The 22791-nt window shown below is 69.3% G+C and carries 24 protein-coding genes and 1 tRNA gene; 12 read left to right on the top strand and 13 right to left on the bottom strand.

Annotated features, from left to right (window positions below; all coding sequences use genetic code 11):
• Positions 1-23 precede the first annotated feature (23 nt).
• A complete protein-coding gene (locus J7E25_RS16490; RefSeq protein WP_214871261.1) occupies positions 24-419 on the bottom strand; it encodes a hypothetical protein in 396 nt (131 codons plus the stop codon).
• Between the two features lie 205 nt (positions 420-624).
• Here J7E25_RS16490 and J7E25_RS16485 point away from each other — a divergent pair, with 205 nt between their 5' ends.
• On the top strand, positions 625-924 hold the full coding sequence (locus J7E25_RS16485; protein ID WP_214871260.1) for a GIY-YIG nuclease family protein: 300 nt from the start codon (positions 625-627) through the stop codon (positions 922-924).
• A 194-nt stretch (positions 925-1118) separates the two neighbouring features.
• On the opposite strand, the gene J7E25_RS16480 is transcribed toward J7E25_RS16485, so the two are convergent.
• Together J7E25_RS16480 and proC are read right to left on the bottom strand one after the other, a co-directional pair.
• Positions 1119-2804, bottom strand: coding sequence for a beta-N-acetylhexosaminidase (locus J7E25_RS16480; protein ID WP_214871259.1), 1686 nt, complete (start codon positions 2802-2804; stop codon positions 1119-1121).
• On the bottom strand, positions 2801-3652 hold the full coding sequence (gene proC, locus J7E25_RS16475; protein ID WP_214871258.1) for a pyrroline-5-carboxylate reductase: 852 nt from the start codon (positions 3650-3652) through the stop codon (positions 2801-2803). The genes J7E25_RS16480 and proC overlap by 4 nt, the downstream gene beginning before the upstream one ends.
• A gap of 23 nt (positions 3653-3675) precedes the next feature.
• On the opposite strand from proC, the gene J7E25_RS16470 reads away from it, so the two are divergent.
• A complete protein-coding gene (locus tag J7E25_RS16470; RefSeq protein ID WP_214871257.1) occupies positions 3676-4638 on the top strand; it encodes a cation diffusion facilitator family transporter in 963 nt (320 codons plus the stop codon).
• 25 nt (positions 4639-4663) lie between these two features.
• On the opposite strand, the gene tadA is transcribed toward J7E25_RS16470, so the two are convergent.
• Together tadA and J7E25_RS16460 are read right to left on the bottom strand one after the other, a co-directional pair.
• Positions 4664-5149: a tRNA adenosine(34) deaminase TadA gene (gene tadA / locus J7E25_RS16465; protein ID WP_251006802.1), complete on the bottom strand. Its 486-nt coding sequence runs from the start codon at positions 5147-5149 to the stop codon at positions 4664-4666.
• Positions 5142-5786, bottom strand: coding sequence for a TetR/AcrR family transcriptional regulator (locus J7E25_RS16460; protein ID WP_214871256.1), 645 nt, complete (start codon positions 5784-5786; stop codon positions 5142-5144). Before J7E25_RS16460 ends, tadA begins: the two co-directional genes overlap by 8 nt.
• A gap of 165 nt (positions 5787-5951) precedes the next feature.
• Between J7E25_RS16460 and upp the strand changes: the two genes are divergently transcribed.
• On the top strand, positions 5952-6584 hold the full coding sequence (upp, locus tag J7E25_RS16455) for a uracil phosphoribosyltransferase (protein WP_214871255.1): 633 nt from the start codon (positions 5952-5954) through the stop codon (positions 6582-6584).
• Positions 6585-7082: 498 nt separating this feature from the next.
• Positions 7083-7853, top strand: a complete 771-nt coding sequence (locus tag J7E25_RS16450; protein ID WP_214871254.1) for a winged helix-turn-helix domain-containing protein — start codon at positions 7083-7085, stop codon at positions 7851-7853.
• A gap of 120 nt (positions 7854-7973) precedes the next feature.
• Here J7E25_RS16450 and J7E25_RS16445 read toward each other — a convergent pair whose 3' ends face one another.
• From J7E25_RS16445 to J7E25_RS16435, 3 genes are read right to left on the bottom strand one after another with little or no spacing between them, the layout of a single operon-like run.
• Positions 7974-8504: a hypothetical protein gene (locus J7E25_RS16445; RefSeq protein WP_214871253.1), complete on the bottom strand. Its 531-nt coding sequence runs from the start codon at positions 8502-8504 to the stop codon at positions 7974-7976.
• A gap of 9 nt (positions 8505-8513) precedes the next feature.
• Positions 8514-10568, bottom strand: coding sequence for a primary-amine oxidase (locus J7E25_RS16440; protein ID WP_214871252.1), 2055 nt, complete (start codon positions 10566-10568; stop codon positions 8514-8516).
• Positions 10569-10628: 60 nt separating this feature from the next.
• On the bottom strand, positions 10629-12140 hold the full coding sequence (locus J7E25_RS16435; protein ID WP_214871251.1) for an APC family permease: 1512 nt from the start codon (positions 12138-12140) through the stop codon (positions 10629-10631).
• Positions 12141-12401: 261 nt separating this feature from the next.
• Here J7E25_RS16435 and J7E25_RS16430 point away from each other — a divergent pair, with 261 nt between their 5' ends.
• Together J7E25_RS16430 and J7E25_RS16425 are read left to right on the top strand one after the other, a co-directional pair.
• A complete protein-coding gene (locus J7E25_RS16430; RefSeq protein ID WP_214871250.1) occupies positions 12402-13931 on the top strand; it encodes an APC family permease in 1530 nt (509 codons plus the stop codon).
• On the top strand, positions 13912-14634 hold the full coding sequence (locus J7E25_RS16425) for a helix-turn-helix domain-containing protein (RefSeq protein WP_308164621.1): 723 nt from the start codon (positions 13912-13914) through the stop codon (positions 14632-14634). The genes J7E25_RS16430 and J7E25_RS16425 overlap by 20 nt, the downstream gene beginning before the upstream one ends.
• A gap of 65 nt (positions 14635-14699) precedes the next feature.
• On the opposite strand, the gene J7E25_RS16420 is transcribed toward J7E25_RS16425, so the two are convergent.
• A complete protein-coding gene (locus J7E25_RS16420) occupies positions 14700-15335 on the bottom strand; it encodes a putative glycolipid-binding domain-containing protein (RefSeq protein ID WP_214871248.1) in 636 nt (211 codons plus the stop codon).
• Between the two features lie 320 nt (positions 15336-15655).
• On the opposite strand from J7E25_RS16420, the gene J7E25_RS16415 reads away from it, so the two are divergent.
• Complete coding sequence (locus J7E25_RS16415) at positions 15656-16111, top strand: MarR family winged helix-turn-helix transcriptional regulator (RefSeq protein ID WP_214871247.1); 456 nt, start codon at positions 15656-15658, stop codon at positions 16109-16111.
• A gap of 300 nt (positions 16112-16411) precedes the next feature.
• Here J7E25_RS16415 and J7E25_RS16410 read toward each other — a convergent pair whose 3' ends face one another.
• The 4 genes from J7E25_RS16410 to J7E25_RS16395 all read right to left on the bottom strand — a co-directional run bounded on the left by J7E25_RS16410 (position 16412) and on the right by J7E25_RS16395 (position 19164).
• Positions 16412-16711, bottom strand: coding sequence for a GNAT family N-acetyltransferase (locus tag J7E25_RS16410; RefSeq protein ID WP_214871246.1), 300 nt, complete (start codon positions 16709-16711; stop codon positions 16412-16414).
• Between the two features lie 44 nt (positions 16712-16755).
• A complete protein-coding gene (locus tag J7E25_RS16405) occupies positions 16756-18165 on the bottom strand; it encodes a DUF998 domain-containing protein (RefSeq protein WP_214871245.1) in 1410 nt (469 codons plus the stop codon).
• Positions 18166-18389: 224 nt separating this feature from the next.
• The gene (locus J7E25_RS16400; protein ID WP_214871244.1) at positions 18390-18971 is read right to left on the bottom strand and encodes a YdeI family protein; all 582 of its coding nucleotides are present in this window, start codon (positions 18969-18971) and stop codon (positions 18390-18392) included.
• 120 nt (positions 18972-19091) lie between these two features.
• Positions 19092-19164: transfer RNA gene (locus J7E25_RS16395), tRNA-Arg, on the bottom strand.
• Positions 19165-19443: 279 nt separating this feature from the next.
• On the opposite strand from J7E25_RS16395, the gene J7E25_RS16390 reads away from it, so the two are divergent.
• From J7E25_RS16390 to J7E25_RS16370, 5 genes are read left to right on the top strand one after another with little or no spacing between them, the layout of a single operon-like run.
• Complete coding sequence (locus tag J7E25_RS16390; protein WP_214871243.1) at positions 19444-20151, top strand: DUF6766 family protein; 708 nt, start codon at positions 19444-19446, stop codon at positions 20149-20151.
• The gene (locus J7E25_RS16385; protein WP_214871242.1) at positions 20144-20611 is read left to right on the top strand and encodes a hypothetical protein; all 468 of its coding nucleotides are present in this window, start codon (positions 20144-20146) and stop codon (positions 20609-20611) included. The genes J7E25_RS16390 and J7E25_RS16385 overlap by 8 nt, the downstream gene beginning before the upstream one ends.
• Positions 20608-21837 carry an Nramp family divalent metal transporter gene (locus J7E25_RS16380; RefSeq protein WP_214871241.1) on the top strand — a complete coding sequence of 410 codons (1230 nt, stop codon included), beginning with the start codon at positions 20608-20610 and terminating at the stop codon, positions 21835-21837. Before J7E25_RS16385 ends, J7E25_RS16380 begins: the two co-directional genes overlap by 4 nt.
• Positions 21834-22223, top strand: coding sequence for a hypothetical protein (locus J7E25_RS16375; protein ID WP_214871240.1), 390 nt, complete (start codon positions 21834-21836; stop codon positions 22221-22223). The genes J7E25_RS16380 and J7E25_RS16375 overlap by 4 nt, the downstream gene beginning before the upstream one ends.
• A complete protein-coding gene (locus J7E25_RS16370) occupies positions 22210-22560 on the top strand; it encodes a PRC-barrel domain containing protein (RefSeq protein WP_214871239.1) in 351 nt (116 codons plus the stop codon). Before J7E25_RS16375 ends, J7E25_RS16370 begins: the two co-directional genes overlap by 14 nt.
• Positions 22561-22791 lie beyond the last annotated feature (231 nt).

Below are 22791 nucleotides of genomic sequence, written 5' to 3'. Positions count from 1 at the left end.
GGCTGAGCGCCGCGCGGAGGTGGTCAGGCGGCGAGCATGAGGATGAAGCCGATGGCGCCGGCGATCGCGGCGATCGCCAGCAGCACGAGGCCGACGCCGCGGATGATGCGCCGCCCGACAGGCGGCTCGTGCAGCCGCAACCGGTCGGGCTCGCGTTCCTTGTAGTAGGCGGGCTCCTCCTCGGGCCGCATCACGTGCGCGCGTTCCTCCGTGCTGAGACGCCGCTGGTGGAAAGCTCCCTCCGCGAACCAGCGCACCGTGCTGCCGTGCTCCTGGTCGACCACGACGGCATCGGTGCGGAGCCAGCGGCCGTCGGCAAGGCGGATGAGGAGGGCGACGAGGAGGCATCCGAGTGAGCAGGCAAGGGCGATCCAGCCGATCACCTCGGCGACGACCGAGATGACCTCCGACGCTTCCACATGCTCACGGTAGCGGACCGCCGTGCGCCGTGGGATCTGCGGGTAGAGGAGCGGCGCAGCCTCGCCCACTCTGCGGGTTGAGGAGCGGCGCAGCCGCGTCTCGAAACCCTCTGACTCGTCCTCCCGATGCCGCCTTCTACGAGAAAGGTCGGACCCTCCAACGACTCGGTGTCGGCGGCGCGGTCCCCGGCAAGATCGTCGATGCATGCCATTCATGTACATCCTCGAGTGCGCCGACGGGAGCTATTACGTCGGCAGCAGGAGGAACCTGGAACATCGGCTCGAGCAGCACTCCATCGCGGCAGTGCATTCGTACACGAGCTCCCGTTTGCCCGTGAAGCTGGTCTACGCAGAGGAGTTCGCGTACATCCACGACGCCTATTCGCGCGAGAAGCAAGTTCAAGGGTGGAGTAGAGCCAAGCGGCGTGCTCTCATCAATGGGCGGATCGGTGAGCTGCCGAAGCTCAGTCGGCGCGGCGCGAGCTCACCGGATGAATCCGGCTGAATGGCATCGACTCGGCTTCGAGACGGGCTGCGCCCTCCTCAACCCGCAGAGACCGCGCCCGGTTTCGAGACGGGCTGCGCCCTCCTCAACCCACAGAGACCGCGCCCGGTTTCGAGACGGGCTGCGCCCTCCTCAACCCGCAGAGACCGCGCCCGGTTTCGAGACGGGCTGCGCCCTCCTCAACCCACATGGACCTATTCGAGGAGGTCCGCCGTCAGCGCGGCGAGCTCGGCCACGCGCTCGGCCTTGTCCCTGGGCTTGCCCGCGACACCGGGGCGCTGCTGCCACGGATGCGGACCCGCGAGCGGCCGGTAGCCGACGCCGATCGCGTGGTAGATGGCGAGCTGCTCGGGCAGCCGGGCGGCGAAATCGTCCCAGTCCTTCCCCCGCGCGCTCCACGCCACCTCGGCGAACGCCGCGAGCCGCGGGAAGACCACGTAGTCGAGGCGCGCGGCGGTGTCGAGATGCTCGGTCCAGGCGTTGGCCTGCACGCCGAGCAGGTGCCGGCGCATCGCATCATCGGCTCCGGCGGGCAGCGGCTCGAAGTCGTAGACGTCTCGGAGGGCGAGCACGGTGCCGACCGGGATCGGCTCCTCTGAGGCATCCGACTGCCGATAGTCGAGGTAGGCGAAATCGTCGGGGCAGAGCACCACGTCGTGGCCGCGGGCGACGGCCACTCGGGCCCCGCGAAGCCCGCGCCACGACGCGATCGCGGCACCCGGCGCAAGCGGCCCCTCGAGCACCTCGTCCCAGCCGTACAGTCGACGACCCGCGGCAGTCAGGTGGTCGTCGAGCTGACGGATGAACCAGGCCTGCAGCTCGTTCGGCTTCTCGATGCCGCGCTCCCGCATGAGCTCCTGCGTGCGCGCGTCGAGCGCCCACTGCGTCTTGCGGGCCTCGTCGCCGCCGACGGCGATGAACTCCGATGGGAAGACCTCCATGACCTCGTCGAGCACGTTGCGGAAGAACTCGACTGTCGACTCCTCGGCGTTCAGCACGTCGTCGTTGATGCCGTAGCCGTTCCACACCTCGTACGGTCCGCCGGTCACGCCGAGCTCGGGGTACGCCGCGAGGGCGGCACGCACGTGCCCGGGCGTCTCGATCTCGGGCACGACGGTGATCGCCCGGTCGGCGGCGTACGCCACGATCTCGCGCAGGTCGTCTTGCGTGTCGTGGCCGCCGTGGGGCCTCCCGTCGAGCGTCGCCGCCGGGCCGTGCCCGAGTTGCGACTCGGGGCGCCACGCGCCGATCTCGGTGAGCCGCGGGTAGCGCCGGATCTCCATGCGCCAGCCCTGGTCGTCGGTGAGGTGCAGCTGCAGCACGTTCACGCGGTGCAGCGCGAGCAGGTCGATCAGCCGCAGCACCTCGTGCTTCGGCCGGAAACTGCGGGCCACGTCGAGCATGAATCCGCGCCACGCGAAGCGGGGGGCGTCGTCGATGACGGATGCCGCAGCCGTCCATTCGCGGCCGGGCAGCGGCGCCCGGCGGAATGCGTCGGGCCCGAGCAACTGCCGGAATGCCTGGCCGCCGTAGAACGCGCCGGCGGCGCTCCCGCCGGTGATCCGCACCCCGTCGGGTGCAACCTCGAGCCGATATGCCTCTCGTGGCATGAGCTCGTCGATGAGGAGTTCGATGTCGGCGTCGCCTGGGTTTCGAGACGGGCGCTGCGCGCCCTCCTCAACCCGCAGAGGGAGAGACGGGGCCTGCGCGCCCTCCTCAACCCGCAGCGCGAGCGGGAGCTCGAACCCGGTGGCCGCAGCAAGGTCGCGCTGCAGGCGCACCGCCGCCGTATGTGCGGCGGGAGTCGCCACGATTCGCGCCTGCGCGCCCAGCGTGAATCGGCCGTCGCCGGCCCGCTGGTCGCGCGGACGCGGGATCACGCCCCGGCCGCCTGCTCGCGGGCGCGAGCGAGCGCGGCATCCGTCGCCCGGTCGAAGGTCTGCTTGAGCGCGGCCTCTTCGAAGACCGCGATGGCGCGTTCGGTCGTGCCCTTGGGGCTCGTGACGCGGCGGCGCAGCTCCATCGGCGAGTCGTCGGATGCCGCGAGCAGCTCACTCGCGCCCCGAAACGTGCCCTGCACCATCACGGCAGCCTGCTCGGGGGTGAACCCCTTGTCGACCGCCGTCGCCGTGAACTGCTCGATGAGGTAGAAGACGTAGGCGGGGCCCGAGCCCGAGATCGACGACAGCGCGTCGAGCTGCGACTCGGGCACCACGAGCACCTCGCCGACCGCCTCGAAGAGCGTCACGGCGAGCGCGAGGTCGTCGTCGCTCGATCGCGTGCCCGCCGAGACACCGGTGACCGCTCGGCCGACGACCGCGGGGGTGTTCGGGATCGAACGGATGACCGAGACCGATTCGGGCAGCAGCGACTCGAAGGTCGCCACGGTCACGCCCCCGGCGACCGAGATCACGACCGTGCCGGGATCCAGTGCGTCGGCGATCTCGCGCAGCAGGTCGGGCACCATCGCGGGCTTGACGGCGACGACCACGATCTTCGCGCCGGCGACGGCCGTTCGGTTCGCCGCGGCATCCGTCTCGGTGGCGAATGAGGTGACGCCAGGCAGGTCGTGCAGCTCCGCCGCCCGTGCCGCGCTGCGGTTGGTGGCACGGATGCCGCCGTCGACGACGACTCCGGGCTGCAGCAGGCCGGAGAGGATGGCGCGAGCCATCGACCCGGCTCCGAGGAAGGCGATCGAGGGCAGGGTGACGGGTGCTTCAGGGCTCATGCGACCCATCCTAGGATTGGCGTATGAGCGCATCAGGCGGCACCAGGGCCATCATCGCGGCATTCCTCGCCAACACCGGCATCGCGATCACGAAGTTCATCGCGTGGGGATTCTCGGGCTCGGCGTCGATGCTCGCCGAGGCGGTGCACTCCGTCGCCGATGCCGGCAACCAGCTGCTGCTCATCTTCGGCGGTCGCCAGTCGAAGAGGTCGGCCGACAAGGAGCACCCGTTCGGATACGGACGAGAGCGCTACGTGTACGCCTTCGTGGTGTCGATCATCCTCTTCTCCGTCGGCGGCGTGTTCTCGATCTCCGAGGGTGTCGACAAGCTGCAGCATCCGCATGAGCTCGATCACTGGTGGCTGCCGATGCTCGTGCTCACGATCGCGATCGTGCTCGAGTCGTTCTCGCTCCGCACCGCGGTCAAGGAGTCGAACCACGTGCGCGGCAAGCAGGGCTGGGTGCAGTTCGTGCGTCACGCGAAGGCGCCCGAGCTCCCAGTCGTACTCCTCGAAGACGTCGCCGCCCTCCTCGGCCTCGTCTTCGCGTTCATCGGCGTGGGCCTCACCGTGCTGACCGGCAATCCCCTCTTCGACGCGATCGGCACGCTGTTCATCGGAACGCTGCTCATCGTCGTCGCGATCGTGCTCGGCATCGAGACCAAGAGCCTCCTCGTGGGTGAGGGTGCGACCGACGCCGACCACGAGAAGATCGAGCAGGCGATCCTCGCCGGGTCCGAGGTGGAGCGCATCATCCACATGAAGACCCTCTACCTCGGCCCCGACGAGTTGCTCGTCGCCGCGAAGGTGGGCTTCCACTCCGACCAGCGGCTGCTCGAGGTGGCCACGGCGACGAACGTCATCGAGCAGCGCATCCGGCATGCCGTGCCTGCGGCGCGCGTCATCTACGTCGAACCCGACGTCTACGTCGACCCGAACCTCGCGGCCCCGCCGACCGACACGATCGTGATCAAGGGCCTCGAGTAGGCCGAGGCATCCGTTCGGCGAGGGCTCAGGCCCAGCGCGGCGGCGGGCGGCGCAGCGGATCGTCGAAGAACTCGACGAGCAGCCGCGCCGCCGCATCCGCTTCGACGCCCGGAATCACCTCGACGCGATGGTTGAGCCTGCGGTCGCGCAGCACGTCGTAGAGCGAGCCGGCGGCGCCGGCCTTCTCGTCCCACGCGCCGAACACGACGGTCGGGATGCGAGCCGCGAGGATCGCCCCCGCGCACATGATGCATGGTTCGAGGGTGACGACGAGCGTGCAGTCCGTGAGGCGCCAGTCGCCGTAGGCCTCGGCGGCGGTGCGGAGTGCGAGGAGCTCGGCGTGCGCGGTCGGGTCGCCGAGGAGCTCGCGCTCATTGCGCCGTGAGGCGATCACGACGCCGTCGCCGTTCACGACCACGGCGCCGACCGGCACGTCACGAGTCGCCGGTGCGGCCTCGGCCTCGGCGAGGGCGAGCCGCATCCACTCGCGGTGGATCTCGAGCTCACGCATCGTCGCCGGCCGGCTCGAGATACGGCAGCGCCACGGCGACCGCCCGCGGCACGGCGTCGGCGGGCAGAGAGTCGCGGCCGTCGAAGAGGGCGAGGAACGCCTGGTGGAAGGCGAAGCCCACGAGCACCGAGGTCGCCGATTCGAGGTCGGCGTCGACTCGGATGCGGCCGCCCTGCTGTTCGCGCGCGAGTTGCGCGGTGGCCAGGGTGATGGCGCCCTCGGGGCCGTAGCCGCGCGCGCGAACCGACTCGCGATGCTCGGCGAGGAGCGCAGGCGAGCCGAAGATCGACGCCGCCATCGGGAACGAGGCCACGAAGAACTCGAACATGCGCTGCACGAGATCGGCGAGCACGTCGGCGAGCGGGGCCGACGTGCCGGCGCCGGCGCCCTCCGCGCTACCCGTTCCGCCAGGGCCGCCTGGGCCGCCTGGGCCGCCCGCACCGCTCGGACCCCCTGCGATCGGCATCCGCTCCATGAGCACGGCGAGGAAGATCTGCTGCTTGTCCTCGAAGTACTTGTAGAGCAGCGCCTCGGAGCACCCGGCCGCACGGGCGATCGCCCGGGTCGTGGACGCGGCGATGCCGCGCTCGGACATGACCTCGGCCGCGGCATCGAGAATGCGGTCGCGCGTCGACATGGGCCTCCTGTACACCGGACTCCTCGTATCGTAGCATCGTGGTAAGTGAACGCTTACTAACCCGGCGAATGTGGCCGGCGCTGCGGGCGTGGCCGCGATCGCGAACATCGTCGTCGCCGTGTTCTGGCGCTAGCCTGCCGGAACCCGCTCAGTAGACTCGAGCCCATGCGAGTCCACGTTGCCGACCACCCGCTCATCACTCACAAGCTGACGGTGCTCCGCGACGTGAAGACCCCGTCTCCGCAGTTCCGTTCGCTCGTCGAAGAGCTCATGACGCTGCTCGCCTATGAGGGCACGCGCGGCGTGCGCGTCGAGCCCGTCGACATCGTGACCCCCGTCGCGGCGACGACCGGCGTCCGCATCGCCGATCCGAAGCCGCTCATCGTTCCGATCCTGCGGGCGGGCCTCGGCATGCTCGAGGGCATGGTGAAGCTCCTGCCGACGGCCGAGGTCGGCTTCCTCGGCATGGCCAGGAACGAAGAGACGCTCGAGCCGACCACCTACGCCGAGCGCCTGCCCGAAGACCTCTCCGACCGGCAGTGCTTCGTGCTCGACCCCATGCTCGCCACGGGCGGTTCGCTCACTGCCGCCATCGAGTACCTCTTCGACCGCGGGGCCACGGATGTCACGGCCATCTGCATCCTCGCCGCCCCCGAGGGCCTCGCCGCGGTCGAGCAGGCCCTCCACGGCCGCGAGGTCACGATCGTGCTCGGCGCGGTCGACGAGCGCCTGAACGAGCTGGGATACATCGTGCCGGGCCTCGGCGACGCCGGCGATCGCCTCTACGGCACGGTCTGAGTTCTGCTATGGCATCCGTCGCTCCGAAGGATCTTCGACGGGCGCCACGCCGGTTGGCAATGCTACTGGGGAAGATTTTCTGTATCCGCGATTCCTCGCAGAATCTTGCGCGCGTGACATCCGCTCACCCGGTTCCTCCGAATGACCGGCGCTGACGCGCACCGCGTGCGATGTCACACCCCGTCATCTCGGCGTCATGAATTGACACATGCGAGAACTTCGGTTTGACTGACGCCCATGACTGACACCGCACGCAACCTGACCGCCCCCGGCGCTCTCAGGATTCACGGCATGATGATGCCGATGCGCGCGCCAATGTGTTGTCGAATGTGCCGCTGACCGCGACCCCACCGCCGAGTCTCGCAGCCGATCCGCATCCCGATCGGCCACGACTCCACTGAACCCGTCGAATCTCGAGGGTTCGCCCGGCCGCACGGCCTTTCGCCCCGACCCCGCTCCGTGGGTCTGCTGTTGCACCCTTCACACAAGGATTTCGTCATGTCTCTCGCATTCGCTCCCGCTCGCACCGCTCCCGTTCGCACCGCCCCGGCGCAGCCCGGTGCTCCGCTCCGCTCCGTCTCGATCTCGCCCCGTCCGGCCTCGACGCCCACGACGGATGCCGCGACCGAGGCCGCTCGTTCCGACGCGCCGCGCGTCCGCGCCGTGCCCGAGGGCACCGAGGCCCGCGGCTTCGTGCTCTACGTCGGCATCGACGAGACCAAGGCCGCCGAAGACGGCACGACGCTGCACCGCATCGTCGAGGCGCTGCGCGCCCTCACCGCCGAAGTCGCCCCGTCAGCCGAGACCTACGCGGCCGTCGCCCTCGCTCCCGAGGGTGCAGGCGGCCGCGACGTCGACGTCGTGCGCCTCGCCCTGCAGGACCCCGCCGCGCTCGCCAAGCAGCGCCGCGACAGCAACGACGACACCGACCGGCACCCCAACGGCGTCATCATCGACATCTCACGCAAGCGCGTGCTGCTCGACGGGGAGGCCGCGGGCCTGACCTACAAGGAATTCGAGCTGCTGCAGTTCCTCGTGCTGCGCGAGGGTCGCACGATCGACCGCCAGGAGCTCATCGAGAACCTGTGGGACGCCGACGACGAGGCCCCGAGCGAGCGCACGATCGACGTGCACGTGCGGCGCCTTCGTTCGAAGCTCGCGCACTACCAGGACATCGTTCGCACGGTGCGCGGCATCGGATACCGCTTCGACCGCCACGCGGATGTCTCGATCCGCCAGGCGTCGACCCCGTCGCCCGACCTCTACTGAGGCCGCGGCGGCCGCGCACCTTGTCGCCGACCACGCGAGAGTGACGCTCTTCGGCCGGAGGACGCGAACTCGGTGCCTCCGACGGAAGAGTGCGGCTCTGCCGTGAACTTGCACCACGTGTCAGCCCGCGAGCGGCGCGATCGCCATGAGCGCGGTCATGAGTCCCATCGCGGATGCCTCCACGGCGCCGACGAGCGGGGAACGGCGGCGGGTGGAGCGCGCCACGAGCCAGGCCGTGAAGACCAGGTAGCCGGCCGCTCCCGCGAGCGTCACGGCGAGGGGTGACCCGAGCGTCGGATGAGCCGGATGCCCGGAACCCGCGACTCCCTCGTGGGTTGCCGTCGAGACGACGAGGAGCGCGGCACCGAGCACCAGTCCGAGCGCCCGATGCAGCTGCATTTGCCTGCCGTGCCCGCCACCGCCTCCCGCACGGACCCTGAGCTGGGCCGCGGCCCCAATGCCGAGCACGACGAGCGCACCGGCCCAGACGAGCGGCGACACCGCCGGCCACCCGGTCGCCATGGCGATCATCGCGATCAGCATCGCTGCCGCCGGCACGACCGATCGGGCCCTGCTGCGGCGGTCGCCGACCGCACAGCAGAGCCCGACTGCGGCCGGGAACACCGCGGCGAGGTGGAGCACCTCGACCATGCGGGCCGCCTAGTGACCGGCGCGGTCGCGGCCGTGACCGGCGTGGTCATGACCCGAGTGCGCGTCGTGACCCGTGTGATCGTGACCCGCGTGACTGCCCGGAGCGCAGTGCGCCGCGGCATCCGGAGCCGGAATGTTGAGCGCCGGGTTCTTGCCGAAGAAGCCGTGCGGCTTCAGCGTGAACTTCGCGTAGTCGACGGGCATGACCGGCCAATCCTCCGGGCGCGGGAAGTGCGTCGGCCCGAACGTGTGCCACACGACGAGGTCTTCGCCGTCGACGGATGCATCGTCGGCGATGTACCTCGTGATTCCGTCACCGCCGGGGTTCTGGTGCACGAAGTCGCCCGCCGCGTACCGCTCGGTCGGATCGTACTTGGTGACGAAGAGGTGCTTCGTGGCGAACTCGGCGCGCTTCGCGATCGATGACGCGTCGTCGGCGAGCAGCACCGGCGCCTCCTGCGGGTACAGCACGTATGAGGTCGGCCGGCCCATGCGGTTCACCTTCTCGGTGTTCGAGATGAACCACGCACGTGAGACCGAGGCATCCGCCACCCGCCCTGACCCGGCCTCGCTCGTGAGGCGCGTGACCTGCTTGGTGAACGCGTTGCCGTGCTCGTTGCCCGCGCCCATCGGCACCCGCGCGACGTCGACCTCGTCGACGGCGTTCGAGATGCCGTCGACCATCATGTCGAGGCGCGCGCTGAAGAGATGCTGGTGGTACGGGCCGCCGAGTCCGGGCGCCACCTCGCTCGCATACGGGTAGTCGTTGCCGTCGGCGTCGAGTCCGGGGTAGGCCGAGGTGAAGAGGATGCCGGTCAGCTTCGCCTCGCACTCGATCGTGCCGTCGAGGTAGAGGTACCAGTAGAAGCCGTAGTCGTAGTTGCCGACCGTCGTGAAGAAGCTGATCACGAGCCGGCGCGAGCGGCGCACCTCGTTCGAGCCGGTGAACATGTCGGAGTGCTTCCAGAGGGTGCCGAAGTCCTCCTCGTGCATGCAGATGCCGTTCTCGATGGTGAACGGGTTGCCGAGTTCGTCGGCGAGCACGGCATCGAAGTAGTGGATCTCGCCGACGCAGTCGCATCCGAGTGCAAGGGAGTTCATGAAGCGCCCGAAGAGGTACTCCCCTGTGTCGAAGTAGTTCTGCCAGAAGCGCACGGGTGACGGGTCGGCGTAGGGCACGAGCATCTCGTTGATCGAGGCGCGGTAGATGATGGGGCGCTCCTCGCCGGCGTCGGTGAACGACAACTGGCGCAGCACGAGGCCCTCGCGGGTGTCGAAGCCCACCTGGAAGCGCCAGTTCGCCCAGCTCACCCATTCGCCGTCGACCGAGTAGCTCGGCCCCTCGGGCTGGGTGATCGAGATCGGCTTCAGCGTCGTGAGCGGTTCGCCCTGCACCGCCGGGTCGTCGAAGTTGCCGCTCTCGGCAGGGATCGGGATGAGTCCCGCATCGATGAGCCGGGTCACCTCGCGGTTGGCGACGTCGACGTAGGCGCTCAGCCCGTCGACCGGGTGCGCCCAGGGGTGATCAGCCGGGTGGTCCTGCCGGAACGCGAGCACCCGGAGAATGCGGCGGCCCTCCTCTTCGGGGTAGTCGTAGTACCCCGCCGAGAGCGGCACGCATACGACGTCGTCCGGGGTGCATCCGCGACGGGCGAGGGCCTCGACCCAGCGCGGGTCGTCGGCGACGATCGCTCCGATGGCCTCGAACTCCTCGAGGAGCACCGGCAACTGTCCGCGCGACCCATCGAGCACGGTCGTCGACACGAACTCACCGGTGGAGAGCGACACGATGTTGTCGGTGGAGCGGCCGGTCGCCATGTCGAGCAGCATCACGCGAACGCGACGCTCGGGCAGCGGCCCGTCGCCGTCCTGCCACGCGAGCACCTCGAGCTTGTGCGGCTCGTCGAGGCCCACATAGGCGAAGCGGGTGGTCGGGGTGAAGTCGGGCGCCGCGGCGACGAGGTCGCGGACCCGCACGAACTCCTCCGCGGAGAGGCTCGAGAGCGGGTGCGCGATACTCGTGACGGTGTCGGTCGGCGAGGCGACGGGATCGAGGATGGTCATGTCGTCGGTTCCTTCGTGGTGGTGTCGGTCTGCGGGTCGAAGCGGGGTGGTGCCGGCGGGTCATCCTCCGATCGCGTCGGTGATGCGCTCGTACGCCTTCGGGTCGCGCGCCCGCAGCACGAGGGCCTGCACGTAGCCGGCGACCGGCACGAGCACGATGAAGGCGAGGAGCGAGAGGCTCAGGACGCCGAACGCCGGGATGCCCTCGGCGTCGACGTCGCCCACGAGCATCGGGAAGTACGCGGTGATGATGATCGCCGAGGCGACGAGGCCGGCGAGACCGAGCGCCGGGGCGATGACCGTGTGCCAGACGCTGGCCGCGCCGCGGTTCTTCCTCGTGAAGTACACGATGATCGCCACGCTCGTGATCGCCATGAGGATCGCGATGGCGAGCGTCGCCACGCCGGAGAACCAGGTGAACACCGCGAGCACCGGGTCGAGCCCGAGGAACGCGAAGGCGGCGATGAACGCGACGGCCGTGGCGGTCTGCACGATCGACGAGGTGTGCGGCGAGAGGTGGCGGTGGTGCACGTCGCCGAGGCGGCGGGGCAGCACGCCGGCGGTCGACATCGAGTGCTGGTAGCGGGTGATGACGTTGTGGAACGAGAGCACGCACGCGAACATGCTCGTGATGAGCAACACGTTGATGACGACCTCGCCGATCGGGCCGAGGTAGTTCAGGGTGGTGATGATGACCATGGCGCCCGGGTCGGCGGCGGCCGCGTCCACGACGCCGCTCGGGCCCCACGCCATCACGAGGCCCCATGACGCAAGCGTGTAGAACACGCCGATGCCGATGACGGCGACGTACGTCGCGATCGGGATCGTGCGGCTCGGGTTCTTCGCCTCGTCGCGGAAGATCGCGGTCGCCTCGAACCCGATGAACGCCGCGATCGCGAACATAAGGCCCACACCCGGCGCGCCCGACACGATGTTCGCGGGCTCGAACGGTGCGAGCGAGAGGCCCTCGGGCCCGCCGGATGCCACGACCGCGACGACGAGCGCGAGCACGATGAGGATCTCGCCGACGAGCAGCACGCCGAGCACCTTCGAGCTCAACTCGATGTGGCGATAGCCGAGTACGCCGACGATGCCGATGACGGCGAGGGCGTAGAGGTACCACGGCAGGTCTGGCCCGCCGACACCCGCGATCGTCACCTCGAGGACGTAGCCCATGTAGCCGTACACCGCGACCTGGATGGTCGTGTAGGTGAGGAGCGCGAGGTAGGCGGTCGCGAGGCCCATCGGCCGGCCGAGTCCGTACCCGACGAAGGTGAAGAAGGCGCCGGGCTTCGGCACGTGCTTCGCCATGGTCGCGAGCCCGACGGAGAAGAGCAGCAGCACGACGGCGGAGATGGCGAACATCGCCGGGTAGCCGGCGCCGTTGCCGAGGAGGATGCCGAGCGGTGCTGCGCCGCCGACGACGGTGAGCGGCGAGGCGGCCGCGACGACCATGAAGACGATCGCCGTGACACCGAGGGATCCGCTGAGGGTGCGGCCGTGACTCGGCGCCTCGGCGTCCGTGCTGATGGTGCTGACTGGGGTGCCTGGGGATTGGTTGAGTGCGGTCATGGCGACTCCTCGGGGGAACGGGAACGGATGCCGCAAGCCTGCCGAGCACGTGTTGCCCCCGAATGCCCCGCCCGTGAAGAGTCGTGCACGCCCTCTGAGACACCGGGAACGGCGCCGTCTCATTCGCGGTCACACGAACGAAACGAAACGGATGCCCCGGCCGAAACGTGGCCGACTTACGATCGCGCTCTGCGACCGATCGGCCGGTCGACCGCGAGGCGCGACGGAGCCGAACGAGGAGCCGAACGAGAGGACCCCCGAATGGATGCGCTCGCCCGCGCCATCGCCCGCCCTGAGCGGATCGAGGGCCTTGCCGAGCGCTCACCGCTCTCGGGCCTTGCGCGACGCAGCGTGGGCTTCGCCGATGTGCTCGCGCAGTCGGTGTCGGCCGTCGCGCCGGCTGGCGCGGCCTTCACGACGCCGCTCCTCGTGTCGGCGGTCGCGGGCGCGACGAGCCTGCCGGCCCTCGCGGCGGCACTTGTCATCGCGCTGCTCACCGCGAGCACCATCAACGAGTTCACGCGACGGATGGCCGCGACCGGTTCGCTCTACACCTTCGTCGCTCGAGGCCTCGGCACCGGGCCGGCGTTCATCGCCGGTGTCGGCCTCCTCATCGGCTACGGCTTCATCGCGATGTTCTCACTCGCAGGCGCCGGGTACTACTTCGCGCTGCTCGTCACGCGGATCGCCCCGATCGGGCTCGATCCCGTGACGCTCGGCACTGGCGCGATCGTCGTGCTGGGACTCGTGTGCCTGCTCGTGCTCGCCCGCGGCATCCGGCTGTCGACCCGGGTCACCCTGCTCGTCGAGGCGACTTCCGTTGCCCTGATCCTCGCGCTCATCGTCGCGCTCATCGCGTCGAACGCCGACGGTCTGGTCGCGCTCGTTCCCGACTCCCGAGCCTTCGACCTCGAGGGATTCGCCGTCGCCGCGACGCTCGCGATCACGGCCTTCGTCGGCTTCGAGAGTTCGGCCTCGCTCGGCGTCGAGGCGAAGCGCCCGTTCGCGAGCATCCCACGCGCGATCAGCTGGACCGTGCTGCTCTCGGGCCTGCTCTACCTCGGTTCTGCCGCCGCGCAGTCCGTCGGGTTCGAGGTGACGGGGCTCGACGCGGCGTCGAGCACATCGCCCGCGAACGATCTCGCGGCGGCGTTCGGCGTTCCATGGGCGGGGTTCGCGCTCGACGTTAGCATCGCCGCCTCGCTCTTCGCGTGCGCGGTCGCGTCGTCGACGGCGCTCGTGCGGGTGTTGTTCTCGATGGGACGCGAAGGGCTGCTGCCCCAGTCCTTCGGAACCGCGCACTCGCGGTTCCGCACGCCGTTCGTGGCGAGCGCGATCGCGCTGCCGATCGTCACGGCCATGCCGGTCGCCCTTGTGCTGGTGATCGGCGACATCTTCGCGGCGATGACCGTGCTCATCATCTTCGCCGCGGCCGGGTACATCCTCGCGTACGTGCTCGCATGCATCGCTGCGCCGGTGTTCCTGCACCGCATCGGCGAGCCGAGCGTGTGGGCGACGGCGAAGGCCGCGATCGCGGCGAGCGCGCTCACCGGCGTCGTGGTGGTCTATCTCATCGAGGAGACCCGCGGTGATCGGGCGATCGGCGTCTGGGGTTTCATCGTGCTACTCGCGGCGGGAATCGCCGTCTACTGGTTGCGGATGCTTCGGCGCCCATGGCTGCGGCATGCGATCGGGGTCTACGACCACGCCGTTGCGGGCGACGTGCTCGGCGGCATCCCCGACGCGGAGTGGGTCGACGACTCGGGCGCGGGTGGACGACGTGGTGGATGAGCTCGCGGCTCACGGCGTGCACGCCCGCCAGCCGAAGGCGATCCACAGCGCATTCACCGTGTTGGAGGAAGTGGCGCGGTGCGGCGCCGGTGTCACGGCGCGCGAGGTGTCGGCGAACCTCGGCATGCCGCGCGCGACCGCGTATCGTCTGCTCAACCTGCTCGTGCAGGAGGAGTACCTCGTGCGTCTCGGCGACCTCTCGGGATTCGCGCTGGGGCGCAAGGTGGCCGAGCTCGCGCACCTCGTCACGCCGGCGCGTCCGCCGCAAGCCGTGCGGAGTCTCGTCGCCGGGCTGCGCACGCATGTGCGCGGGGGCGTGCACCTCGCGGGATACGCGGGAACGACGCTCCGCATCCTCGATGAGGATCCTGACTACCGGCTGTCGGATGCCTCGCGGCTGACGCGCGACCTCGGCGTCTCGGCCATGGGCCGGCTCCTGCTCGCCGACCTCGAGCGGCAGGGCGTGCGGTCGGACCTCCTGAGCTCCGGAATCATCGCCGAGACGCTCCATCGGGGCTTCGCGGTGCAGACCGGCGCGTTCGACCCGGCCCTCGGATGCCTCGCCCTGCCGATCCGCGACCTCGAGGGCCGCCTCGTGGCGGCGCTGAGCCTGTCGACCACGACGGACCGTATCGAACGCCCCGGGCGCCTCCTCGACGAGTTGCGGGACGGCGCGCGCCGGCTCGGGCCGCTGCTGTCCTAGCGAGCGGCCGGCTCAGCGATCGCGCTGGCGGTCGGCGATCTCCGACGCCGCGGGGGCCGGCTCCGTCAGGCGACGCGAACGGCGATTCCCGGGTAGTCGAGCACGAGGCCCGACTCGTCGAAGACCAGCACGCACTCGAAGTCGAACGCCGGCGATCGGTACTCGTAACGCTGGCCGGCGCGCGTGGGCCGTGGCTCGTGCGATCCGGCGACGGCGTCGGAATCGGCAGCGACGACGGCATCGGCGATCCGGCGGTATCCCTGTTCCAGCCGCTCGACGCCGAGATCGAACATGCGCACATAGGCGGCCGGAGCATCGGCGCGGTCGCCGACCCCGAGCCGCATCCGGTGCACGGGCAGGGTGTTGGTCATGGCCGACGACTCGAGGTCGACGTCGAGGCATCCGTCGAGCCAAGGGGCCGGCTCGCCGTCGACTCGCCAGCGTGCGTGGCCGTCGGATTCGAGGAGACGTTGCCGGGCGCCGAACTCCGATTGCAGCGCCACCTTCGCGCGCCTCGTCGCCCAGTCGGCGTCGACGATGAGGTCATAGCTCACCACGGCGGTCGCCCCCTCCTCGACCGCCGTCGTGCAGCCCATGAGCCGAGCACCGGCTCCATCGGCCGGGAAGTAGGCCACCTCGAACCCGTCGCGAGCGATGTCATGCCGCCACGCCGCGGTCGTCGGGAGCGGTGCGAAGACCATGGGCAGCAGTCTCGCAGGAACGACGATCTGGGGGTCGAAGTCGTCCGATTCATGTGGGATTCGGCCAACCGATCGCGGTTCGGGTAACCGATTTCCGCCAATTTCGAAAAATCACAGAACGATAACTAGCGCCCGTTACCGATCCGTTATATATTCGGAAGTGCACCGACTGTTTGCTGTGGCGGTCGGTGTGGAATGTGATTGCAGGACACTCTTGGTGCAAGGGAGAGGGCCGGTCGTCAGCCTCTACGACCGGCCCTCAACCGATTTCTCCTGCGGTTCCCTATTCTTGGATCAGTCCAATCGATAAGGGGGCCCGAATGCCGGATCGTGCGATCACCGTTGCAGCTTGGGAGTCGCTGTTCCGCGCCCAAGTCACCGTCATGCGCGCCCTCGCGGCCGAGTTCCCGAGCGAGGTCCTTTCGCTCAACGAGTACGACGTGCTCTTCAACATCTCGAGGGCGCCCGGCCGTCAGCTGCGGCTGAAGGAACTGAACCGGAGCGTGCTCATCACGCAGCCGAGCGTGAGCCGGCTCGTCGACCGCCTCACCGCGCGCGGCCTTATCGCGAAGTCGCACGATCCCGAAGACGGCCGCGGCACCATCGTCTCCCTCACGAGCGAGGGCTTCGACCTGTTCCGCAGAGTCGCGATCACGCACATGCAGACCATCAACCGGCACGTCGGCCACGCGCTCGACGACGAAGAGCTCCGCAACCTCATGCAGCTGTGCGACCGGCTCCGCCTCAGCGTCGCGCCGGCAGCAGCCCGCGAGTGACTCACTGCGATTGACGGCGGGGCGGGAACCCTACCTCCCGCCCCACCGCGGCCTCCGTGGAGGCCATTCTCGGCGGGCGACCCGAACTGAGCCCGACGAGACTGCCCCCGAGCGAATGACCGGAAATCGTTCGCAGGTTCGTCGGCGCACAACGATCACGCCTGACGACAGTCGGGTTCGGGCCCGACTCGGGTTTGGTCGAAGCGTAGTCCTCGAGTGCGGCATGCGCACTGCCCAGATCGAGGGTCAGAGCAAACCGGGGCCCATCGAGGCGCATACCGCTCGCTGCTCAGCGACCGATCACGGCCAGCTGACGGATGCCTCGTACTCGGTGTGCCGCTTCAGATACGCGCCGATGAACGGGCACTGCGGCACGATCGTCAGGTCGTGGGCGACGGCGTCATCGAGCACGTGCTTCGCGAGCCGGCTGCCGAGTCCCTCGCCCTCGTGCTCCGGGTACACGACCGTATGCGTGAAGACGATTCGCCCGGGCGTGGCGCGGTATTCCGCGTAGCCCGCACGTTCTCCGTCGAGCGTCAGTTCGTAGCGGCTTCTGTCGTCGTTGCGGGTGATCTGGACCCGGTCGGTCTCAGTGGGCATGCTTCCTCCATGGCGGCAGCTCGAACCTCGATGGCTCATAAGGGTTAACGCCGTGGACGGCCGGGGATTCCGTGGTCCGGAGGGTCGTCTGAACTCACGCCGCCACGCCACATCGCGCGCTGCTCGTGGGAGAGGGGGCCGGTGCGCCGCGATCGCCGGCGCACGCGCCCCTTCATCACGCCGGTCGAGCTTCGAAGACGGCGCGGAGCGCGCCGGGCGGGGGCGAGGGCCACCGGCCCGCTCGCTGCCGTGGTGGCCCGCCGGGGAAACGACCCGAGCGCGAGGTGCCGGCGGGTCGCGGCATCCGTGCGAGCCTCTGCCGAATGCGGATGCATGGCCGTGGTCGCGACGAGCGCGATGAGCCAGGCGAACACGAGCGTGAACGCAATGATCTCGAACACCGTGAGGCTGAAGAATCCGAGGCGGTCGTAGGCGATCATCGCCACCACCTCGAGGCCGAATGCCGCATACGAGAACCGGACGAGCATTCGCGGCATCCGTCGCGCCCAGACGTGCGCACCAAGGCACAGCAGGGCGAACGCTCCCGCAGCGGCCGCAGCGAAGGTGTTGTGCAGCAGGGTGGCACCGTCGATCGGCACGAGCCCGATGCCCATCAGGCACACGCCGATGATGATGATCAGCGCCCTCATCGTGCGAACTCCGCCCCGGCGCGTGCCGAACCGGCCCTCCTCGAGGGCGCGGGTGAGGCTGCGGGCGAGCCCTGCCATGCCGGCCCCCGATACGACGATCGCCACGTTGAAGCACGCCGCGGCGACGTCGTCGGAGGTTCCGAGGGTGCTGAAGTTGCGCGTCCACCACTCCCCCGTGGGCGTCATGCTCATGCTCGCGAGGATGCCGGTGGCGAGCAGCATCGCGACGAGGTTGAAGGTGCGGTAGGCGTCGTGCTCGATCGCGTGCCGATGCAGGCGGTACGTGCCGAAGCCGAGCGATCCGCCGAGGAGCGCGCCGACGAGGCTGTGGCCGCCCGGCAGCACGTCGAACGCGGTCGCCGTGAAGTGCACGCCGAGCTGCGCGATGGCCGCCCAGGTGAGCCCGTTCGAGAGGGCACGGGCGCCGGCCCCCAGGCCGGGCAGGCCGAGACGAGCCATGCCCTCGAGTCCGGCACGCGAAGCGGATGCCACGACGATGGCGGCACCGATCGATGCTCCGCCCGCTGCGGCGGGCAGCAGCCACAGCACATCCGCCGTCAGCGGAGCGCCGTCGCGAGGCATCCCGCGCTGCGGTGCGAAGATCCGGAAGAGCACGATCGACACGGCGATGGCGATGAGCAGGGCGTAGACCCGCCGAACGAACGAGCGGAACCGCTGCTCGAGCACGACCTCTGGCCGACCGTGTCCCCCACAGTCGGCTATGCCGGGAGCGGCTATTCGCTGCCGCACGGAGCCCGCCCGTTTCGACGTGGCCGGAACGAGTCCGGCGCGGTCACCCCTCATATCCGAACTCTCGATCACGGGACTCAGATTGTTGGCGAGCCTAGCCACAGGCGGCGATGCGGCTCACCGGGCGATGGAGCTGGGCACGCGGATACTCGGTGGATTCACAGCAAAACGTGGGCTGAAGCGTGGTATTTGTGCCCCGCTTGGGGGTCTAGCGCGCTCGGGCGACTCCGGCCAGTGGAACTCCGGCGATGTCGAGGATGTACCCCGCCCTGAGCAGGTCAGGGAGGGCCGGGACGCTCGCCAGCCGCCGCCTTCTTCACGATCTCGGCAATGCGGCGCTCCCGGGTTTCGGCCCGCCGGGCGAGGGCGATCTGACCGAGTGCAGAACGTCGCACTGAGGGCGGGAAGCCGTTCCAGTTTTCACGCGCGACGGAGTCGGCGTCGAGGAGCGCCGTGAGCTCGGGCGGCTCGATGAGCCGGTCAGCGTCGTCGAACACGCTCCACATGCCGTTGGCCTTCGCGGCCTCGATCGCCGCCCGCCCGGCCGGCTGCATGCATCCCTCGGCCTCGACGCGTTCGACCCGCTCCTTGTTGGGCGCCGACCACGGGCTGCGCGACGTGCGCTTGGAGAACCATTGGGAGTGGCGTTCGTCATCGAGCGTCTTCGCTTGGCCGTCGATCCAGCCGACGGCGAGCGCCTCCATCACGGCCTCTTCGTACGGCACGCGCGAGCGACCCGTCGCCGTGCGCCACGAGACGAGCCAGACCCCATCGTCGCGCTCGTGGTGCTCGGCGAGCCAGGCGCGCCACTCGTCGCGCCTCTCGGCATGGAAGAACTCGGCGTCGTCGCTGCGTGCCATGCGGCCAGCGTAACGACGACCACCGACGCCGGCAGTGGCATCCCGCCGCCTGGCTCACAGCGCCCGGAAAACGAGAACGGCCCGCCGAAGCGAGCCGCTCTCCTACTGTCTCAACCAGTGTGCGCCCGGAGGGATTCGAACCCCCAACCTTCTGATCCGTAGTCAGATGCTCTATCCGTTGAGCTACGGGCGCATGGGTTGTCGCCCGCGCGAAACTCGCTGATCAGGCAACCACGCCACTCTATCCCAGACGTCTCGATCTCGCCAATCGGTGCGGCATCCTCGACTGCGGCCTCTCCGCACGCATGCGCGTCGGTCAGAACGACTCGACGCACGCCGCGTGGCTGCCGAAGAAGCTCGGATGCTGCAAGCGCGAGGTGCTCGGGATGCGCGTGACCCTGTCAAGCCCTTGCTGGGTCAGAGGCCCCCCGAGAGCATCGTCTCAACGGGAACTCTCGACGCGGGAGGCATCATGACGAACGCCAATACGGCTCACAAGGCCGACGCGGCCGCCAGTGTCGGCCGTTGGCTCTACGAACATTCACTCTTCGTCGTCTGCATGGCCATCTTCGTGCTCTGCCTCGCCGGAATGGCGATCAGCGGCCTGCAGGTCTACAACGACGAGCAGCTCCAGCACGGGGCGGCGGTCATACCGTTCGCCGAGTACCTCAGATCGGGGCACTTCTTCGAGGCGACGTTCGAGAACTGGGAGTCCGAGTTCCTGCAGATGGGCGCGTACGTCGTGCTCACGATCTTCCTCTTCCAGAAGGGCTCGTCGGAATCCAAGCCGATCGGCGAGAGCACCGAGCAGGACCAGGATCCGCGGAAGGTGAAGGTCAACGCCGCCACCCCGTGGCCCGTGCGCAAGGGCGGGTTCGTGCTCGTGCTGTACGAGAACTCGCTCGCGATCTTCTTCTTCGTGCTCTTCGCCCTCTCGTTCTGGTTCCATGCCGTCTCGGGTGCGGTGACCTACTCCGAGGAGCAGGCCGAGCACGGCCTGCCAGGGGTGGGTGCGATCGAGTTCCTCGGGACCTCCCAGTTCTGGTTCGAGTCGATGCAGAACTGGCAGAGCGAGTTCCTCGCGGTCGCCGCGATCGTCGGGGCATCCGTGTACCTCAGGCAGCGCGGTTCGCCGGAGTCGAAGCCCGTCGCGACCCCGCACCACGAGACCGGTGCCTGAGTCGCGACGGGGTCGGTCGGCACGGGCGCGGGCGCTCGCCCCACTCCTGGCCCTCACCGTCGTGCTGTCGGGATGTTCGAGCCCGGCGTCGACGTTCGACCAAGCCATCGGGCAGGGCATCGCCGCCGTCGAGACCGCGCGCATCGCGGTCGAGCAGCAGCTCGACGACCGCATCTTCCCGACCACGACCATCACGGCGCTCGGCGATGCGCGGCGCGAGCTCGTCGACGCGTCGACGTCGGTGTCCGAGACCGATACGTCCACCGAGTCGGATGCCGCGCTCCGCACCGACCTGCTCGAGGCGCTCGCGCTCGGCGTGGCGGGCGTCAACGAGGCGCGCGACGCGATGGGCGGCACCGGTTCGCTCGAGGACGCGGTGCCTGCGCTGGACCGCGCGGCGGGTGCCCTCGAGGCGCTCGAGGAACGCCCGCCGTCGGCGGAGGAGGGTGGTGGACGATGAAGCGCATCTTCGCTGTCGCCCTCGGCATCCTCACCGCCATCGGCGGATTCGTGGACATCGGAGACCTGGTCACGAATGCGGTCGTCGGATCGCGGTTCGGGCTCGGACTCGCCTGGGTCGTGCTCGTCGGCGTGGTCGGGATCTGCGTGTACGCGCAGATGTCGGGCCGCGTGGCGGCGGTGAGCGGGCGGGCGACCTTCGAGATCATCCGTGAGCGGTTGGGGCCGCGTGCCGGGCTCGCCAACCTCGGGGCATCCTTCCTCATCAACCTGCTCACCGTCACGGCGGAGATCGGCGGCGTGGCACTCTCGCTCCAGCTCGCGACGAGCGTGGACCCGCTGCTGTGGGTCCCCGTCGCCGCGTTCGGGGTGTGGATCGTGATCTGGCGCGCCCGGTTCCAGTTGCTGGAGAACGTGACCGGACTCCTCGGCCTCACGCTCATCGTGTTCGCGGTCGCCCTCTTCATGCTCTCGCCGGACTGGGGCTCCCTCGCGAACCAGGCGCTGCAGCCCGGCCCGCCCGCCGACGAGCAGATGTCGACCTATTGGTTCTACGCGATCGCCCTCTTCGGCGCGGCGATGACGCCCTACGAGGTGTTCTTCTTCTCCTCCGGCGCGATCGAGGAGAAGTGGACGGAGAAGGATCTCGCAACGTCGCGGGCGAACGTGCTCGTCGGCTTCCCCCTCGGCGGGGTGCTTTCGATCGCGATCGCCGGATGCGCCGCGGTGGTGCTGCTGCCCGCCTCGATCGATGTGACGAGCCTCAGCCAGGTCGTGCTGCCGGTCGCCGAGGCTGGCGGCAAGATCGCACTGTCGTTCGCCATCGTCGGCATCCTCGCCGCGACGTTCGGCGCGGCGCTCGAGACGACCCTCTCCAGCGGGTACACGCTCGCGCAGTACTTCGGGTGGTCCTGGGGCAAGTTCCGCCGCCCGACGAAGGCGGCGCGGTTCCACCTCGCGATGATCATCTGCATCCTCGTCGCGGTGGCGATCCTGGCGACCGGCGTCGACCCCATCCTCGTCACCGAGTACTCCGTGGTCTTCTCCGCCGTCGCGCTGCCGCTCACGTACCTGCCCATCCTCATCATCGCGAACGACCGCGAGTACATGGGCGACAAGGTCAACGGCCGCGGCATGAACCTCATCGGCTCCGTGTACTTGGTCGTGATCCTCGTCGCGGCGATCGCCGCGATCCCCTTGCTCATCGTCACGGGAGTAGGCGCATGAACGACCTTCACCGACCCGCAGGGCGCGTGCTCGACGCACACCTGCACATCCTCGACCGTCAGGTGCTCGATCGCGACGGCGTGCCGGTGACGACCGCCGACGACCTCGAGCTCGACGGCATCGAGCCCGGTGCGCCGATCGAACCCGGTGCTCCGCCGCCGACCGTCGCCGCCATCCTCACCGGACCGGATCTCGCGACCCGGATCTTCGGCGGGAGGCCGCCGGAGTCCCGACACATCCGCATCCCATGGAAGCTGGTGTCCGAGGTCGGCACCACGATCCGCCTCGGCATCACCGGCTACATCCTCGACGCCACCTGGACCGAGCGCTGGGTCAGCGAGCACATCATCGCCCGCATCCCGGGAGGTCGCCATGATCCTGAGTGAGATGCTCGGCTCAGAGGTCGTCGACTCCGCCGGACAGCACCTCGGCGCGCTCGTCGACGTGCGGCTCGAGATCTCGGGCGCGCCGCATCAGCTGCTCGCCGAGACGGTGGTGGTCGGCATCCTGGTGAGCCCGCACAGTCGCACGTCGACATGGGGGTTCGAGCGCCGCGGCGCGAACGCGCCGGCGATCATCGCCCGACCGCAGCACTGGCTGCACCGCGGCATGTTCCTCATCGCGTGGGCCGACGTCGCCCAGATCGACGAGGGCCGAGTGAGGCTGCGCGACGGCTACGAGCGGCTCGACCCGGTGCTGGCCTCGACGGCACATCCCCATTGACGGACGGCGCACGTCTGGAATAGCCCCGGGCAGCACGAAGGTCAATCCCCTACCGGCATCACGCTCGGCTTCCTAGCGTGGAGATAGCGGATGGCCCGAAGCATCCGTGCACCGGAAGGGAGCAACATCATGGGTGAGCCGCTCAGCCGGATCCCCGGAAACCTGACAGAGGAACGAGACAACAGCGAAGAACCAGAGGAGCCCCCGGCCCGAAACGACCGACGGCGGGAT

Source organism: Agromyces sp. ISL-38, from assembly GCF_018613935.1.
GTDB lineage: Bacteria > Actinomycetota > Actinomycetes > Actinomycetales > Microbacteriaceae > Agromyces.
This window is presented reverse-complemented; position numbering and strand designations above follow the sequence as displayed.